11 protein-coding genes are annotated in these 16,596 nt (G+C 48.1%); 6 read left to right on the forward strand and 5 right to left on the reverse strand.

Annotated features, from left to right (window positions below):
• Window positions 1–79: 79 nt before the first annotated feature.
• Window positions 80–760 carry a phosphatase PAP2-related protein gene (locus tag BGO59_RS22515; protein ID WP_293686955.1) on the forward strand — a complete coding sequence of 227 codons (681 nt, stop codon included), beginning with the start codon at window positions 80–82 and terminating at the stop codon, window positions 758–760.
• Here the strand turns inward: BGO59_RS22515 and BGO59_RS22520 are convergent.
• Together BGO59_RS22520 and BGO59_RS22525 are read right to left on the reverse strand one after the other, a co-directional pair.
• Window positions 737–2,167 carry an adenosine deaminase gene (locus tag BGO59_RS22520; RefSeq protein ID WP_293686957.1) on the reverse strand — a complete coding sequence of 477 codons (1,431 nt, stop codon included), beginning with the start codon at window positions 2,165–2,167 and terminating at the stop codon, window positions 737–739. The genes BGO59_RS22515 and BGO59_RS22520 overlap by 24 nt on opposite strands.
• 231 nt (window positions 2,168–2,398) lie before the next feature.
• The gene (locus BGO59_RS22525; RefSeq protein WP_293686959.1) at window positions 2,399–3,985 is read right to left on the reverse strand and encodes an acyl-CoA carboxylase subunit beta; all 1,587 of its coding nucleotides are present in this window, start codon (window positions 3,983–3,985) and stop codon (window positions 2,399–2,401) included.
• Between the two features lie 106 nt (window positions 3,986–4,091).
• Between BGO59_RS22525 and BGO59_RS22530 the strand changes: the two genes are divergently transcribed.
• The 4 genes from BGO59_RS22530 (at window position 4,092) to porQ (ending at window position 7,340) form a co-directional block, all read left to right on the forward strand.
• Complete coding sequence (locus BGO59_RS22530) at window positions 4,092–4,625, forward strand: hypothetical protein (protein WP_293686961.1); 534 nt, start codon at window positions 4,092–4,094, stop codon at window positions 4,623–4,625.
• 83 nt (window positions 4,626–4,708) lie between these two features.
• The gene (locus BGO59_RS22535) at window positions 4,709–5,452 is read left to right on the forward strand and encodes a hypothetical protein (RefSeq protein WP_293686963.1); all 744 of its coding nucleotides are present in this window, start codon (window positions 4,709–4,711) and stop codon (window positions 5,450–5,452) included.
• Window positions 5,449–6,159, forward strand: coding sequence for a hypothetical protein (locus BGO59_RS22540; protein WP_293686965.1), 711 nt, complete (start codon window positions 5,449–5,451; stop codon window positions 6,157–6,159). Before BGO59_RS22535 ends, BGO59_RS22540 begins: the two co-directional genes overlap by 4 nt.
• 149 nt (window positions 6,160–6,308) lie before the next feature.
• On the forward strand, window positions 6,309–7,340 hold the full coding sequence (gene porQ / locus BGO59_RS22545) for a type IX secretion system protein PorQ (protein WP_293686967.1): 1,032 nt from the start codon (window positions 6,309–6,311) through the stop codon (window positions 7,338–7,340).
• Between the two features lie 53 nt (window positions 7,341–7,393).
• On the opposite strand, the gene BGO59_RS22550 is transcribed toward porQ, so the two are convergent.
• Window positions 7,394–9,769 (reverse strand): ABC transporter permease, encoded by a 2,376-nt coding sequence (locus BGO59_RS22550; RefSeq protein ID WP_293686969.1) that lies wholly within the window; start codon window positions 9,767–9,769, stop codon window positions 7,394–7,396.
• Window positions 9,770–9,858: 89 nt separating this feature from the next.
• Window positions 9,859–11,742, reverse strand: a complete 1,884-nt coding sequence (locus tag BGO59_RS22555; protein ID WP_293686970.1) for a family 20 glycosylhydrolase — start codon at window positions 11,740–11,742, stop codon at window positions 9,859–9,861.
• Window positions 11,743–11,897: 155 nt separating this feature from the next.
• On the opposite strand from BGO59_RS22555, the gene hslU reads away from it, so the two are divergent.
• Window positions 11,898–13,283 carry an ATP-dependent protease ATPase subunit HslU gene (gene hslU, locus BGO59_RS22560; protein ID WP_293686972.1) on the forward strand — a complete coding sequence of 462 codons (1,386 nt, stop codon included), beginning with the start codon at window positions 11,898–11,900 and terminating at the stop codon, window positions 13,281–13,283.
• Window positions 13,284–13,457: 174 nt separating this feature from the next.
• Here the strand turns inward: hslU and BGO59_RS22565 are convergent, their stop codons facing one another.
• Window positions 13,458–16,568: a CusA/CzcA family heavy metal efflux RND transporter gene (locus BGO59_RS22565; RefSeq protein ID WP_293687541.1), complete on the reverse strand. Its 3,111-nt coding sequence runs from the start codon at window positions 16,566–16,568 to the stop codon at window positions 13,458–13,460.
• Window positions 16,569–16,596 lie beyond the last annotated feature (28 nt).

Raw genomic sequence — 16,596 nt, forward strand, 5'->3', positions numbered from 1 at the left:
ACCCCTCAATACTTGTTTACGCTATCATCATCCGTAATCATCTTCTTATTCGTACCTTTGCGGCCATTTTATAGTACCTATGTCCATTTTCACACCGAATCCAGTTGACGATATCGCTTGGTCAATCGCCTGGAAATCATCCGCTTTTCGCCGAAAGTTTGTGATTGGCGTCGTTAGCTTACTCGCCTTATTAGCTACGTTTCCCTACTTCTTTGCAACGATCGAACAACATAGTGGTCCTGTTCTGAACGACTGGTTACTGAGTCGTATTCCTCCGGTCGATGTATCGCTTATTATTTTTCTGGTAATATGGGCAACTGCCTTGTTATTGCTGATCCGTGTCCGACGCAGCCCGGCTCTGTTCATGATGTTCGTGTACAGTTACGTCATCGTCAGTTTATCCCGCATGATCAGCATCAATGTGATGCCACTCAATCCGCCGATTGGCCTGATTCCCATGGTCGATCCGATCACCAATGCGTTTTACGGGAAAGTCTATATTACCAAAGACCTTTTTTATTCCGGCCATACGTCGACCATCTTTCTGATGTTTCTGTGTTTCCGTCGGCGAGGGGATCGGGTTATTGCCCTGGTTGGTTCGTTGATTGTTGGGGCCTTATTGCTGGTACAACACGTTCATTACACCATCGATGTCTTGTGCGCGTTTGCCTTTACATATCCGCTGTATCGACTGGGAACATGGCTGGCCTTAAGCGGCTGGAATGATGCAGGTAAATCAGTGGCGAACACCGGGAACTGACCGTTCAAATTTTACAAATCGCTGCTTCAGATCATTCAGCAGCGATTTTTTTACGGCCTCTTCTTCAATAAAACTGTAGTTGATGCTATTTAATACGTATTGTTTTATATCCTGATACGAGATTTGTTTGTAGCGTTTTGCCAATAGTACATATTGATCCGTCAGATTCGTTCGCAGGACACCCGCATCATCCGACGAAATAACAATTGGTACATTAAACGTTTGGTACAGAGTGATCGGATGTTTATCATCTTTCACTTTCAGGATAAATTCATTGCTGAATAGATTGATTTCGACGGCTATTTTTTTCCGGCTCATGTCCCTTAATAGCTCATAGCAATCGGTTTCATAGGGTATATCGACGCCATGTCCGATTCGATTGGCTCCAGCTAAGTAAACGGCCGACCGAATATGCCAGGTCAGGTCTTCGGGTTTAACCATACCCAGAGCTAGTTCGCCCGCATGTAAGGTGTATTTAACGGCAGGATATTTTGCGTGGCAGTACCTGAACATCAGCATGTGGAGCCAGTAATCGCTCATGGCCACTTCGTTATCTTCGGGAGCAGCAATATTGACGCCCACCACCAACGGACTACTGACGGCGGCATCAAAGGCCACGATCATATTTTTGAACAATTCGACCGGCTCTACCGTGCGGACTACATAGCTTTGGTAGCGCATCGTAAATTGCTCATCGTCGATCTTCAGGCTGGTATGCAGGCGGTTAAGCGTCTCATCGATAAACGTAGTGGCGCATTCCCGCACATTTTTTGCCTGGATGGCTGCATACAGCGAATCCAGTAATTGTAGGCAGGCAACTGTATCTTTTTTCGTCTGTCCAACTCTCAGTTTTTTTGTAAAATCGGCTAATTCAGTTAATTCTTTTGGGCAAGGCGCATTGACAAACAACGTCTCGATATAGCTGACATTTTCTTTTTTAGCCCGGTTTTTAATTTCCAGCAATCCTTTGTCCAGCTCCGCCCGGCTGGCAACGCCAAAACCAGCGAACGTCTCAAAAAATAATTTATCGGATGGATAGTCGACGTGGTTGTAATCTTTAACCGACCACTTTTGGAAAAGCTTCTGTTTATATTCCGAAAATGCCCCCTCCTGTTTCAATGTTGCGAAGTCGACCCAATCATCGCCCTGTGGTTTTTTCTCCGAGACTTTCAGTGTTTTTCGATTGATGAAATAATTGTTATCAACCACATAATCGATGTAGGTTTCGGTATAAATAGAACCACTATAATGGTGATGTAAATCACCGCCTTTAGGCATCTGGGCAAAAAAAGCCGTCAGCAGCGCATCGTTACTCCGAATTTTCTCAAAATAATCGCTTACCGACTGACCAAAAGAGGATAGTGATAGAAAAAAGCCAACTAAACAAAAGCGTATTCGTGCGATCATCGATCGATGGTTTCTGTACTAAATAGTTTTCTGTAACGCGGGTTTCCACTGCAACAGCGGACCGCCCGCATTACTTAAGGAAATAATACGGTCAGTGTTCCGACCAGTAACGCCAAACCGAAAATAATGAGTAGCCCGATTAGTACAGTTTTTAACAGGCTGCCGGGCCGCTCTGGAGTTGATTTTGCCATACAATTAACTATTACTAAAGCATGTCCGTCCATACACCGTTTACAACGGAATATTTCCGTGTTTTTTCTTGGGCATACTCGCCACTTTATTTTCCAGCATCTGGAAGGCCCGGATTAGTTTCTGACGGGTCTGGTCGGGCATAATGACCTCGTCGATATAGCCCCGGTGAGCCGCCCGGTACGGATTCGCAAATTTCTCGGTATAATCCTGCACTTTCTCCTGTAATTTGGCCTGGGGATCTTCGGCCTCCGCAATTTCTCGCTTAAAAATAATCTCGGCCGCTCCACTAGCCCCCATCACGGCAATTTCGGCCGATGGCCAGGCGTAGTTCAGGTCAGCACCGATGTGTTTGGAATTCATCACATCATACGCACCACCGTAGGCTTTACGGGTAATGACCGTTACACGCGGCACGGTGGCCTCACAAAACGCAAAGAGCAATTTGGCCCCATTGGTGATGATCCCATTCCACTCCTGATCGGTACCGGGCAGAAAGCCAGGAACATCTTCGAGCACCAGCAGGGGAATGTTGAAACAGTCGCAGAAGCGCACGAACCGGGCCGCCTTGGTACTGGCATGAATATCCAGTACACCAGCCAATACAGCTGGTTGATTACCGACCACCCCAATGCTTCGCCCTGCCATCCGGGCAAAGCCCACTACGATGTTCTCCGCGAAATTTTTGTGTACTTCAAAGAAGCTACTCGCATCGACCAGTTCCTCAATTACCTCCCGCATATCATAAGGCTGGTTCGGGTTATCGGGAATAATGGTATTCAGACTAGCGCGGGTTTCCTCGGTTGCTTCATAGGCCAGCATGGGTGGCTCATCTTCGCAATTCTGTGGAATGTAGCTCAGCAACTGCTTGATATTCTGAATGCAGGCCAGTTCATTTTCGCAGGCAAAGTGCGTCACTCCCGATTTGGTACTATGGGTACTAGCCCCGCCCAGTTCTTCGGCTGTAACGGTTTCATGCGTAACGGTTTTTACCACATTCGGGCCGGTCACAAACATGTAGCTCGTGTTTTCGACCATAAAAATGAAATCCGTAATGGCCGGGCTATAGACAGCGCCACCTGCACAAGGCCCCATAATGGCCGACAGTTGCGGAATCACGCCCGATGCTTTGGTATTGCGGTAAAAAATATCAGCATATCCTGCCAGCGACAGTACCCCCTCCTGAATTCGGGCTCCCCCGGAATCGTTCAGACCAATGACGGGTGCGCCATTCTGCATGGCCAAATCCATGATCTTACAGATTTTTTCAGCGTGGGTTTCCGACAAGGCTCCACCAAAAACGGTAAAATCCTGCGCAAACACATAGACCAATCGTCCATTAACCGTCCCATAGCCCGTTACGACACCGTCGCCCAGGTAATGCTCTTTGTCCAGCCCGAAGTCGCGGGTGCGGTGCATAACGAACTTGCCAATCTCTTCGAATGAGCCCTCATCGACCAGCAACGCGATACGTTCGCGGGCGGTAAGTTTGCCTTTTTTATGCTGAGCATCAATTCGTTTCTGGCCACCGCCCTGTTCGGCTTCCGCATTTTTCTGCGCTAGCACGTCGACTTTGGATGGCCTGGTAACTGGGGATAGATTGGAATCGGAAGGGGTTTCGGTTTGCATAAAGTTGGTCGTCTCGACATCAAGGACGAGCAAAGTTAATTTTTCTTACGAATTCCAACGGTTCAAATTGTTTTTGTATCCTTACCCCATCTTAAACCTGTACACCATGCCTCGACTTTTCTCTGCCTTTTTGCTAACAATGGGTTGTCTACTCCTGGACGGTTGCCGACCTTACTACGCCCCAAAGCCTACGACAACCGGCGACAGCTACCGACCAGTTTATGCTGCTTATTCCGACATTCGAACCATTCAGGCACTGGGACCACAACCGCTCAAAAATGCGGGGAAAATTTATGTAAAAGATAACTATCTATACATTAATGAGGCAGGTAGTGGTATTCATATCTATGACAATCGGAATCCCGAAAAGCCTGTTCAGGTTTCATTCATCAGCATTCTGGGCAATCAGGAACTGGCTATTAAAGACAGCATTCTCTACGCTGACAATGTTACAGACCTGGTAGCCCTCAACATCGCCAATCCGCTCAACGTCCGACTGGTAAAACGCATCGAAAACGCGTTCGACTATTCGGCCTATCCACTGGCTACCAACGTGCGCTTTGAATGTGCCGATCCAGCTAAAGGGGTTGTTATCCGCTGGGAAAAAGCCGACCTCGAAAATCCACAGTGCTATCGATAGCATTCATCAAGTTAAATCTGCTGCTTCAGGTTCATTCTGTTGGCAGGACTACAGCAGCCTGCCCCTTTAATCAGCCTTTTCCCATGAAAATCTCCCTTCTTTTTCTTTCGCTGATCGGCTTATTGACGGCCTGTGCCAATAGTGATTCCGTATCACCCGGTGCCGGCGTTGGCGGTTCGACAGCCCGATTTACCATCAGCGGCAATACGCTTTATACCGTCAGCAACACGGCGCTGCAAGCTTATGACATTTCGGAAAGCGGCAACCCCAAAAAAGGAACGAATACAAAACTCGGATTTGGTGTCGAAACGATTTTCCCATACCGGAATAACCTGTTCATCGGCACGCAAACGGGCATGTACATTTACGATATTACTCAATCGAACGCCCCCAAACAGGTAGGCCTTTACACACACATCCTCAGTTGCGACCCGGTAGTGGCCCAGGGGAATTATGCCTACGTTACTTTACGAACAGGGACTAACTGTCGGAATCAGTCCATAACGGCTAATACGCTGGATGTGATCGACATCAGTACTGTGAGCAGCCCCAAATTGCTGAAGAGTTACCAAATGACCAACCCACGCGGGCTTGGTGCCGACAGTAGTTTATTATTTGTGGGAGAAGGCGATTATGGGCTACGGGTGATGGACATCAGCAATCCACTCGACGTAAAAGAGCTGAACTACTTCGCCAACACCAAGACATACGATGTAATTCCAACCCAGAAACGGCTCATCGTGACCGGTCCAACTGGAATTTATCAATACAGCTACGCTGATTTTAACCAGTTGAAACTCCTCAGCCAAATCCCTGTTCAGCCATGAACCTCTTTTACAAAATTGGGGTAGCGAGTCTGCTATCAGGCATTTGTTGGGGAGCGCAGGCCCAGTTCATTAATCCCGAACCCTCCTATTCAATACATCCCCAAACGTCCCCAAAATGGGTTGTCAAATTTGCCCCATTCAGCCTGATCGACTTCAGCAATACCGTACAGTTTGCCGTCGAACGAGTGGTTGGGCAACAACAGACCCTACAGGCCGAATTCGGCTATGGGTGGGAAGGCATGAATCTGTGGCGATATTCAAAAAATTCGCGCTACGATCGCTATGAGACATGGCGAGGTCGGGCCGAATGGCGATTTTACTGGCGTCGATTTCGCCCACCATTCGGCTCATACACAGCACTGGAGGGAGTTTACAAACAGGAAAACGCATTCGAAACCGGAACGATAGGCATTGCACCCGACGGAGGTATGCCGCAATATTACCGCCTGTATTCGCTACCCATATCGAAGCAGGTATGGGCATTCTCACTCAAATTTGGGCGACAGTTTTCGTTCTCGGCCAACAATCGGCTTATTGGCGATTTTTACGGTGGCCTTGGGGTTCGTACTCGCGATATTCACGAACCGAACCGCCCCGACGGCTATCTCTATTATGCATCCAAAGGTTTTCTGGTCGACCCTTTTTCACCCAATCCGCCCGTTTCTCTCAATGTATCCTATGGATTCAAGATCGGCTATACGTTTTAAGTCTACCTGTTTTCCTTTAGATATACAACCATAGCATAGTTTTTCATGCTGTTCTTGTGAGATGTCAGATGTAAGCATCTGACATCACTGTTGGCTTTCATAGTGGCTAAAATTAGCGTTTCTTTGTACCAAACTGCGACCGAATCCGCTTGAAAAACCGATTTATTCTTTTGCTACTTATTGGGCTTCTACCCGTTTGGGCAGTTGCTCAACCCATCGGCGGACAGCGTGTCTTTTCATTCCTGGATTTACCTACTCACGCCCGTGTGGCGGCCTTGGGAGGGCAGGTTGCCACAGCCGTCAGTCCCGATGGTTCATATCATCTGAACAACCCAGCCTTAGCCGATTCGTTACCAGACAATCAACTGTCAATTAGCCTGATGCCTTATCTGGCAGCGGCTAAATACTATACGCTGCAATATGGGCTTCCTATTCAGTCGCAGGGGAAATGGGCTGTCGGGCTGCAATACCTCAGTTATGGGCAATTTACACTGACCGACCCGGTCGGCAATACACTGGGGACATTTACGGCCAACGACTATGCACTAAGCCTCACCCATGCCCGAACCGAAGGCAATTTCACCTTCGGGGCCACATTGAAAGCCGTTGGATCGACTATCGAGATGTATTCCGCCTTTGGGATTCTGGCCGATTTAGGAGCCGTTTGGCGGCATCCGAAAAAAGACCTCACCTTTGGGCTGGTCGCCAAAAACGTCGGTTACCTCATTAAAAATTACGGTACGCTGGATGCCGATTTACCCTTCGATTTGCAGGCGGGTGTCACATTGAAGCCCGAACACGCCCCGATCCGGCTCACACTAACAGCCCATCATCTGCAACGCTTCGACATTACCTACAACGACCCCAACCTGAATGTGCGTTACGACCTGAGCGGCAATCCAATTCCGCAAACGACCAGCGTAACCGAAAAACTGGCCCGACACCTCAGCGTGGGAGCCGAATTGCTGGTTCATCGAAATGTGCACCTGTTAGTAGGCTATAATCACCAGAAACAACAGGAAGGCAAACTAACAACGGGTGGCGCAGGTGTAGGCTTTTCCTTCGGCATTTCGGTACAGGCCAAAAGCTTCCAACTCACCTACGGCCATTTTTCCTCCGTTCCTACGGCTGGCACCAGCCAGCTATCCCTCCGCATCGACCTGGCCCGGCTCATGAAGTAAGCTATGGCTCGCAGTGGAGTCCAACTCTGCTTTTACCAAGCAATACCTGTAGCTTATTCTGAACGCAGGGCATTAACAGGATTTGCCAAAGCGACTTTTAGCCCCTGATAAATAACCGTAATAATACCGACTGCCAAGCTAATTACACTTCCGACAATAAATATCCACCAGTGTATTTCTACCCGATAGGCAAAGCCCTGGAGCCACAGATGCATCAAATAATAGGCGCCTGGTACAGCGATTAAAACAGCAATTACCATCAACACTAAAAAATCTCTGGAAAGCAACGAGAGAATATTGGCTATGCTAGCTCCCATTACTTTCCGGATACTAACTTCCTTTAAGCGAGTATGGCCAACAAAAGCTAATAGGCCAAACAGCCCCAGACAAGCTAATGAAATCGCTACAGCCGTAAATAGTTGAACCATATATAACACCCTGGTCTCGGCAATAAAGGTATTCTGAAATTCATCATCTAAAAACGAATACAAGAACGGTGTCTCAGGGTCGTATGTATGATAAATCTTTTCCAGTATTGCTAGCTTATCACTTATGTGATCCTGTTTACCAAGCCGAACCTGCATATTTCTGAACCCATCGGCTACCAATGTATTTTTTTTCACGAGAAATAGCATTGGCTTACTGTCTGTCAATGGACCGCTTAGGCTAAAATCCTTTACAACGCCTACAATTTTACCATACTCCTGTCCATCTTTAGGAAAGATGCTTTGCCCGATAACATTACCATTTGTATAGCCTAGTGCCCGAACTGCGTTTTCATTGAGTGTAACATAAAAACCATCAGCATTAACTACTGCGTTTTCAGTTGGTTTTTCTTTCCAGATAAGACCAAGATTAGACACAAAATCTGCATCTGCCTCCAGCATAGTAAGAGGTGTTAACTTGCTCGATGTCTTCGTTTGAAACTTACCTTCCATGTAACTTTTGAAAAAGGGAGTATTTGACAAACTGACATGCTCAACTCCGGCTTGACTCTTTATATCTTTCTTGAAATTGTCACTCTTAGAAGAAACCTTGCTACTCAACTTGATGCTTACTACCTGATTTCGATTAAACCCGAGGTCTCGATCTTTTATGTAGTCAATTTGACGCTGCATCATCAGACTGCATAAAATAAGTGTAGCAGATACACTAAATTGAAAAACCATCATCGTGTTTCGTACACGCCTGCCCTGATTTTTGCTGATGTAATTTCCCTTAAGAACCTTTATTGGGGAAAAGCTTGATAAAATCAGTGCGGGATATGAGCCAGCGATTAAGGTACTAGTCAAAAATAGGCTAATCAGTATCCCAATAAATTTTTGACTGGACAGAAACGAGAGGTCTATTTCTAGCTGAAAAAGGTTATTAAAAGGTTCTCTAAACAACAAAACCAGGCAAAAGCTTAGTATAAAAGCGAAAAAATTAACCAGAGTTGATTCCAAAAAGAATTGTTTAACAAGGCTGAATCGATTTGCGCCGATAGCTTTTCTGACCCCAACCTCCTTTGCCCGTAACGTAGCGCGTGCTGTCGCCAGATTGATATAATTGAACAAGGCTAAAAAAAGTATTAGCACCGAAATTCCGGATAAAACATACAGCAACTTTACACTGGTCTTTTCATTGTAAGTATAGCTATTCCCAAATCGAAGTTCCTGCAAAGGCTCAAGTTCATATATATCCTTATCATTGTAATTCACTGCACCGATCAATTTGTTAGCAGCTTTACTATTTCTGGCAATTTTAGGAATGGCCGCTTTTTGATCGATTAGTAGGAACGTTTCAAAGTTGGGCAGGTTATCGAACGCGAATGAATTAATTTTTTGATAAGTATTCTGAGACGATACAAAATCAAATCGTAGCGTAGAATTTGTTGGAACATTGTTAGCAACGCCCGTAACTTCAAGCAAATGCTGTCCGTTATAGCTAATGGTTTTACCAACTGGATTTTCTTTTCCGAAATATTTATCGGCTACGCGCTCAGAAATAACCACAGTAAAAGGCCTTTCCAGGCACTTTTTTGCATTGCCATATTTTAATGGAAAAGAGAAAATAGAAAACAAAGATTGATCTGCGAACACAAAACCGGTTTCTTCATTAATCAGTGTTGGGTTTTCCAAACTTTTGATAACTGCTGACTTATCCCGGAGGATTCGCGTATAGGCTTTGATCTCTGGATTTCCCCGGACAAGTTGCTCAGCTAGCTTTGAGGAAAATGCCGGATAAGAACTTTGTTCATTCCGGCTTACTATACGGTATATACTTTCCTCTTTTTCATGAAACGAATCGTAACTCCATTCATGAAATACGAACTGAAAAATTATAACAGAAATAGAAATCCCAGCAGCCAGTCCGCCAATACTGATCAGGGAATAGAACCGCTCTTTCCACAAATTCCGGAGCGCTATTTTTAAATAATTCCTAAGCATAAACCAAGAATATTAATTTTATAAGTAAGCCTCCGTTTGACAAATAAGTAAGTCGTTGAAAAGAGCGGTTCTTAACCGCATGGTTTTACCTAAAACCGGCCAACCCGCCGTTGTAAGGCGTCCCGCGTTAATGTAATCAGATGACCGATGGGTTTTCCGGCACGGTAGGTAACGACCCGCAGGGTGATGGGGCCATCGGGCAGATCAATGGGTTGGGTGTATTTGGTCGAAAACTGGTCGGGCATGGTGTCGTCGATGGTGTAGTAGATGTCGAGGTTGGGGGCTTCGCCAGCGAGTTCGAGCCGGAGTTTACCGTCTTTCATACTCGTCCGCACAATGGCATCGTAAATAGCCTTTGAGTAGTTGATCTGTGCGGCATCGGCCCGTTCGAAGTGAGTTTCCATACGCTCCACAAAATTGGCCCAGTTCTTTACCGCTTTTGGCGACCAGAATACTTCCGACAATGCCCAGCCACGCGGGTAAGTCATGTATTCGGCATAGCGCAGGGTAGGTATCTGCTCGGTCCAGAGGTTACCCTGCCCTCCCAGAATGTATTTTGCATCGACACCATCGGGTACCGGATCGAAACTATAGCACTTTTCAGCCCGCAAACTGGCGTAGATCGGCGGATCGACCGCAGGGTCGCCCTGCGTATAATCGAGGTAAGCAAATGTAGTTGGGGTCATTACCACATTGTGCCCAGCCTGTGCCGCTTCAATCCCTCCTTTGATTCCCCGCCAGCTCATGACCGTTGCCCCCGGAGAGATTCCTCCTTCCAGAATTTCGTCCCAGCCCAGCAGTTTCTTGCCTTTCGCGGTCAGAATTTTCTCAACGCGGTTCATGAAGTATCCCTGCAAATCTTCAACATGCCGGATGTTCAGTTGTTTCATCAATGCCTGACAGCCCGGATCATTAGCCCAATAGCCTTTGTAACACTCATCGCCCCCCACGTGAATATAGGGATTGGGAAAGAGAGCCGCCACCTCTGTAAACACCTTATCCAGAAACGCATAGACATTTTCATCTGATGGATTCAGCGTGTTTTCTACTTTCATTTTAAACGTACCGTTGCCGTACCATTCCGAGAAGGGCGTACCGGGATTTACGCTCACCTGCTGTTTGGTACAACTCAGTTCGGGATAAGCTGCCAGAGCCGCCATACTGTGACCCGGCACATCAATTTCGGGAACGATGGTTACGTTACGAGCCTGTGCATACGCCACTACCTCCCGAATATCGTCCTGCGAATAAAAGCCGCCAACGGGCGTAGGTTCGCCGGGTTTAGGCTCGGCACGATCACCGAAATGCCCTGCCCGCGCTACCCGCCACGCCCCCACCTGGGTCAGCTTAGGCAGTGATTTGATTTCGATTCGCCAGCCATTGTCGTCGGTCAGGTGCCAGTGAAGCGTATTGAATTTTAGTTTGGCCAGTTGATCGATGTACTGTTTGACTTCCTCTTTCGTAAAAAAGTTACGACTCACATCGAGCATAATGCCCCGCCAGCCAAACCGTGGATAGTCGGTAATCTTTACTGCCGGCAGCGACCAGGTTTTCGAAACAGCCGTTTTACTCTCAATTTCTTTCGGCAGCAACTGCGTGAGCGTCTGCATCCCGTAGAATAGCCCTGCCGGACGGTTAGCCGTTATGACCACCCCTTTCGACGATGCATCGAGCATGTAGCCCTCGTCGCCAAGCTGGGTATTCGGCGTCGCATTCAGGTTTAGTTGAATTTTGCCCGCTTTTCCTTGTTTGGCGGCCAGCGCATAGCCTGTTGGTTTGTTTAAGCGTTGACTAAGCATGTCAGCAACCACGCGGGCATCGGCCTGATTATACTCGATTGAGGTTGTTTTGGTCAGAGCGAACAGACCGGTTTGAGGCTGAACACTCACGGGCTGCGGTATTAAATGAATGGGCGTTTGCGCGTAGGCTGCGGTCAGGCAAAACGCGAAAAGTAGAATCCGACAGAAATTCATGCAAAAACTGATTATTGATTTCAGGAGAAAGCCAGTTAGTCGAAGTTTTTAATCATGGTTACTTAAACTACTATTTTTTCTGTAGCATTGGCACAATTTTAAAATTCCTGTGTTTTAGAAAAAGCGCAAGTAGTGCTTCGCTTTTGTTTTAATCAATGACCCACTCACTGAAAGACCTTACTCCCCGGCAGATTGTTGCCGAGCTAGATCAATACATTATTGGCCAGCACGATGCCAAACGCAACGTAGCTATAGCCCTGCGGAACCGCTGGCGCCGGATGAACAGCAGCGCCGATATGCAACGCGAAATTACGCCCAACAACATCCTGATGATTGGGGCTACGGGCGTCGGCAAAACGGAAATTGCCCGTCGGCTGGCTAAAATCGCCGATGCGCCTTTTATCAAAGTGGAAGCCTCCAAATTTACGGAGGTAGGGTATGTAGGCCGCGACGTAGAAAGTATGGTGCGCGACCTGGTCGAGCAATCCGTCAATATGGTGCGGGCAGCCAAGAAAGAAGCCGTTCAGGTGAAAGCTCAGCAACAGGTTGAAGAAACTATTCTGGACATTCTGATTCCCCCCGTAAAACCAGCCAACGGTCAGCTTGGGTTCGAAAATGGCCCTAAAGACGCCGACGCAGAACTCAACGAACGCACCCGCGAACGGTTCCGCGAAAAAATCCGCTCGGGCGAAATGGACGACCGGAAAATCGACATCGACGTTCAGCAAAGCCAGACACCCAATATTGGTGTGATGGGCGGCACTGTCGATGATCTGTCGATGATGAACATCCAGGAGATGATTGGCAATATGATGCCCAAACGCGGTAAAAAACGCAAAGTGAGCATTGCCGAAGCCCGCAAAATCCTGCTGGAAGAGGAAGCCGCCAAACTGATCGATATGGACGAGGTGAAAGAAGAAGCCATCCGCAAAGCGGAAGACGCCGGTATCATTTTCATCGACGAAATCGACAAAGTGGCCTCGGCTCGTTCCGGCAACGGCGGTGGCGGTCCCGATGTCAGCCGCGAAGGCGTGCAGCGCGATCTGTTACCGATTGTGGAAGGCAGTGCGGTGAATACAAAGTATGGCGTTATTCATACCGACCATATTCTGTTCATTGCTGCCGGTGCTTTCCACGTAGCCAAACCGAGCGACCTGATTCCTGAGTTGCAAGGCCGCTTCCCGATTCGTGTTGAGTTGCAAAGTCTCTCGGAAGATGATTTCTACCAGATCCTGAAAGAGCCTAAAAATGCCCTTACCAAGCAGTATGAGGCCATGCTGGCAGCTGAAGAGGTTGAACTTGGTTTCCAGGACGACGCCCTTCGTGAACTGGCCCGCATCGCTTTCGAGGTAAACAGCGAAGTGGAAAATATTGGTGCCCGACGACTGCAAACGGTTCTGAGCCACCTCATGAACGACTTCATGTTCGACATTCCTGACGTGATCGGTGCCAATGCCAAAGTGGTGGTTACCAAAGAACTGGTCAGTGAAAAACTGAATGGTCTGGTTAAAAACCGGGATTTAAGCCAGTTTATTCTGTAAAACGCTCCCGAATCGACTTACACGTTTCATCTATTGAACGAGTAAAGTATTTTTTGCCATTTCGACGCAGGAGAAATCTCAAGCTTATTTAACAGAAAAGCTTGAGATTTCTCCTGCGTCGAAATGACCACTTAACTAATCCTAGAAGACCTAAAACAACTTCCCTACAAAGGATCAATCCAGATCGCTCAGCCGATGTACGTGATGTCGGTTAAACAGCCGGTAAATAATCGGGAAAATGAGCAACGTCAACAGCGTGGCGGTAATCAATCCACCAACCACTACAATCGCCAGCGGCTTTTGCGTTTCGGAACCAATTCCGGTCGAAACGGCGGCTGGTAAAAGGCCGATAGCCGCCATCAACGCGGTCATGATAACGGGCCGAATCCGGGAGCGAACCCCTTCCCGAATGGCTGTATCCAGCGGCATACGCTCTTTCCGGTTCTGGTTAAAGACCGAAATCAGAATCACCCCGTTCTGTACGCAGATACCGAATAGGGCAATGAAGCCTACCCCCGCCGAAATACCGAAGTTCATGCCCGTCAGATGAAGGGCCAGTATGCCCCCAATCAAGGCAAAGGGTACGTTTAATAGCACGAGTCCGGCGTCTTTGGCATTGCCGAAGGTGATGAACAGGATCACGAAAATGGCGGCTATACTAATCGGCACCACCTGCCCCAGCCGCTCCGTTGCCCGTACCTGATTTTCAAACTCACCCACCCATTCTACTGAATAGCCTTTGGTAGTTTGAAGCTTTTCGCGCACACGCTGCTGGGCTTCGGCAATGGTCCCCCCCAAATCGCGACCACGAACCGAAAACTTTACACCAATAAATCGTTTGTTCAGGTCGCGGTAAATAAACGCGGGGCCGGTAATCTGCCGAATGCTGGCAATTTCCTTGAGCGGGATTTTACTCCCACTCATCGTTGGCACCATGAGCCGCATAATATCCTCCTCACTTTTTCGGTATTCGGGCAGAAACCGAACCCGAATGTCGAACTTACGCTCCCCTTCATATAATACAGATGCCGTTTTCCCTCCAATGGCCATCTCGATCACCGCCTGGGCATCGGCCGTCGATACGCCATAAAGGGCCATTTTATGATCGTGAAACAACACGCTGAGTTCAGGCTGTCCTACGTTACGGATAATGCCTAAATCTCTCACCCCGTCGACATCCCGAATGGCCTCCAGCGCCTGGTTGGCGTATTTCTCCAGTTCGTAAATATCGGGGCCAAAAATTTTGATTCCGTTGCTTGCCTTGTAACCCGCTACGGCCTCAGCCACGTTGTCGATGATCGGCTGCGAATAATTATAGAGTACTCCCGCGTAATTTTTTAGTTTGGCATCCATTTCATCCGTCAATTGCTCCGTTGTGATCCGGCGGCTCCACTCCTCTTTTGGCTTCAGATCGACCTGGAACTGGCAGAAATAAAATCCGTTCGGATCGGTCCCGTCGTTTGAGCGCCCGACCTGCGAGAGCACTTGTTTTACTTCTGGAAACGTACTCAGATCAGCCCGGATGGTCTTGGCCATATCGACACTTTCGGGTAGCGACATACTCATGGGCAATTCAGCCGTTACCCACAGAGCTCCTTCATTTAGCTGCGGCAGAAATTCAGTTCCCAGCATCGTCGACGAGAAGAACGTAGCGATCATGAAGCAAATAGCGGCAAACAGACTCATCCGGCGATTGCGGTAGCACCAGCCAAAACCCGCCATCACGATGCGGTTAAAGAAGTTTACAATGGGGTTATTCTTCTCCCGCACATTTTTCCGTAAGAGTATCGAACACAGCACCGGCACCAGCGTCAGGGTAAAGAGTAGCGCACCCAGCAAAGCGAAACCCAGCGTCCAGGCCAGGGGCGAAAACATTTTACCCTCTACTTTCTCGAACGAAAAAATGGGAAGTAAGGCGGTGATAATGATCAGCTTGGAAAAGAAAACCGCTTTCCCCAAATCACCCCCCGTTTTTCTAATCAACCCTAGCTTGGCCATGCGATTGTATCGCTGCATACCGACTCGATGCGCCATGTGATCCAGCGACACAAATATTCCCTCCACCATCACGACTGCGCCGTCAATGATAATTCCGAAATCGATAGCGCCCATCGACAGCAGGTTGGCCGACATCCCTCGCAATCGTAAGCAGATGAAAGCAAATAGCAGAGCCAGCGGAATGATGATCGACACAATGACAGTGGTGCGCCAGTCGGCCATGAACAGAAAGACAATCACTGTAACCAATACGATGCCTTCGATCAGGTTGTGCAACACGGTTTCCGTACAAAAACTGATCAGGTTATCGCGATCATAGAAGGTTACCATTTTCACATCGGATGGGAGAACCCGCGTGTTCAATTCCTCGATTTTATCCTTCACCCGCGCCAGTACCTCACTAGGGTTCTCGCTCTTGCGCATTACAATGATCCCTTCTACTACGTCATCGTTTTTATCCAGGCCCACCTGCCCTACTCGCGGCAGATTGGACTCGACCACATCGGCAACATGCTTAACCAATACGGGGTTACCGCCTGCTTCTTCGATCAGAATGTTCTCTATATCCTGAATAGATGTCAGTAAACCGATGCCCCGCACCACATACGCCTGTGAATTGCGTTCGATCACATCGCCCCCTACGTTGATGTTACTGCGCGTAACAGCCTGATAGACTTCGAGCGGAGTTATGTCGTATTTAGTCAGTTGCGTTGGATTAACCCGCAGCTCATAGATCTTATCGCGCCCTCCGAAGGCAACAATATCGGCCACACCCGGCACACTCCGAAGCTGACGGTCGATCACCCAGTTTTGCAGGGTAAGCAACTCGCGACTATCCCGATTTTTACTTTCCAGGGTATAGCGATAAATCTCTCCAGTTGGGCCGTAGGGAGGCTGAATTTCCGGCTCAACTCCCTCGGGAAGGGCCACATTTCGAAGTAGGTTATTGACCTGCTGTCGCGCAAAAAAATCCTCGACGCCATCGTCGAAAATGATCTTCATCACCGACAGGCCGAACATGGTTGTGGAGCGGACATTACTTTTTCGCTGAACGGAGTTCATGGCTACCTCAATGGGTACGGTCACAAAGCGCTCTACTTCCTCGGCCGATCGGCCTTTCCATTCCGTTACGACAATGATCTGGGTATTAGTTACGTCGGGAAAGGCTTCCAGCGGAGTGTGCAGGTAGCTAAAAATACCGGCAATCACCAGTACCGCCGTCATGAAGAAAACGAAGAAGCGGTTCTTCAGCGAAAAGCCGACCAGATTACGAATGAATTTGTTCATGAGCGTAGCGCGTTGGGCATGGGGCAAC

Origin of the sequence: Spirosoma sp. 48-14, from assembly GCF_001898575.1 — a bacterium.
Lineage (GTDB): Bacteria > Bacteroidota > Bacteroidia > Cytophagales > Spirosomataceae > Spirosoma.

Excerpts from the sequence above, each read along its gene's own strand:
- BGO59_RS22515 (WP_293686955.1), top strand. The coding sequence starts at position 80 with ATGTCCATTTTCACACCGAATCCAGTTGACGATATCGCTTGGTCAATC.
- BGO59_RS22520 (WP_293686957.1), bottom strand. The coding sequence starts at position 2,167 with ATGATCGCACGAATACGCTTTTGTTTAGTTGGCTTTTTTCTATCACTA.
- BGO59_RS22525 (WP_293686959.1), bottom strand. The coding sequence starts at position 3,985 with ATGCAAACCGAAACCCCTTCCGATTCCAATCTATCCCCAGTTACCAGG.
- BGO59_RS22530 (WP_293686961.1), top strand. The coding sequence starts at position 4,092 with ATGCCTCGACTTTTCTCTGCCTTTTTGCTAACAATGGGTTGTCTACTC.
- BGO59_RS22535 (WP_293686963.1), top strand. The coding sequence starts at position 4,709 with ATGAAAATCTCCCTTCTTTTTCTTTCGCTGATCGGCTTATTGACGGCC.
- BGO59_RS22540 (WP_293686965.1), top strand. The coding sequence starts at position 5,449 with ATGAACCTCTTTTACAAAATTGGGGTAGCGAGTCTGCTATCAGGCATT.
- BGO59_RS22550 (WP_293686969.1), bottom strand. The coding sequence starts at position 9,769 with ATGCTTAGGAATTATTTAAAAATAGCGCTCCGGAATTTGTGGAAAGAG.
- BGO59_RS22555 (WP_293686970.1), bottom strand. The coding sequence starts at position 11,742 with ATGAATTTCTGTCGGATTCTACTTTTCGCGTTTTGCCTGACCGCAGCC.
- hslU (WP_293686972.1), top strand. The coding sequence starts at position 11,898 with ATGACCCACTCACTGAAAGACCTTACTCCCCGGCAGATTGTTGCCGAG.
- BGO59_RS22565 (WP_293687541.1), bottom strand. The coding sequence starts at position 16,568 with ATGAACAAATTCATTCGTAATCTGGTCGGCTTTTCGCTGAAGAACCGC.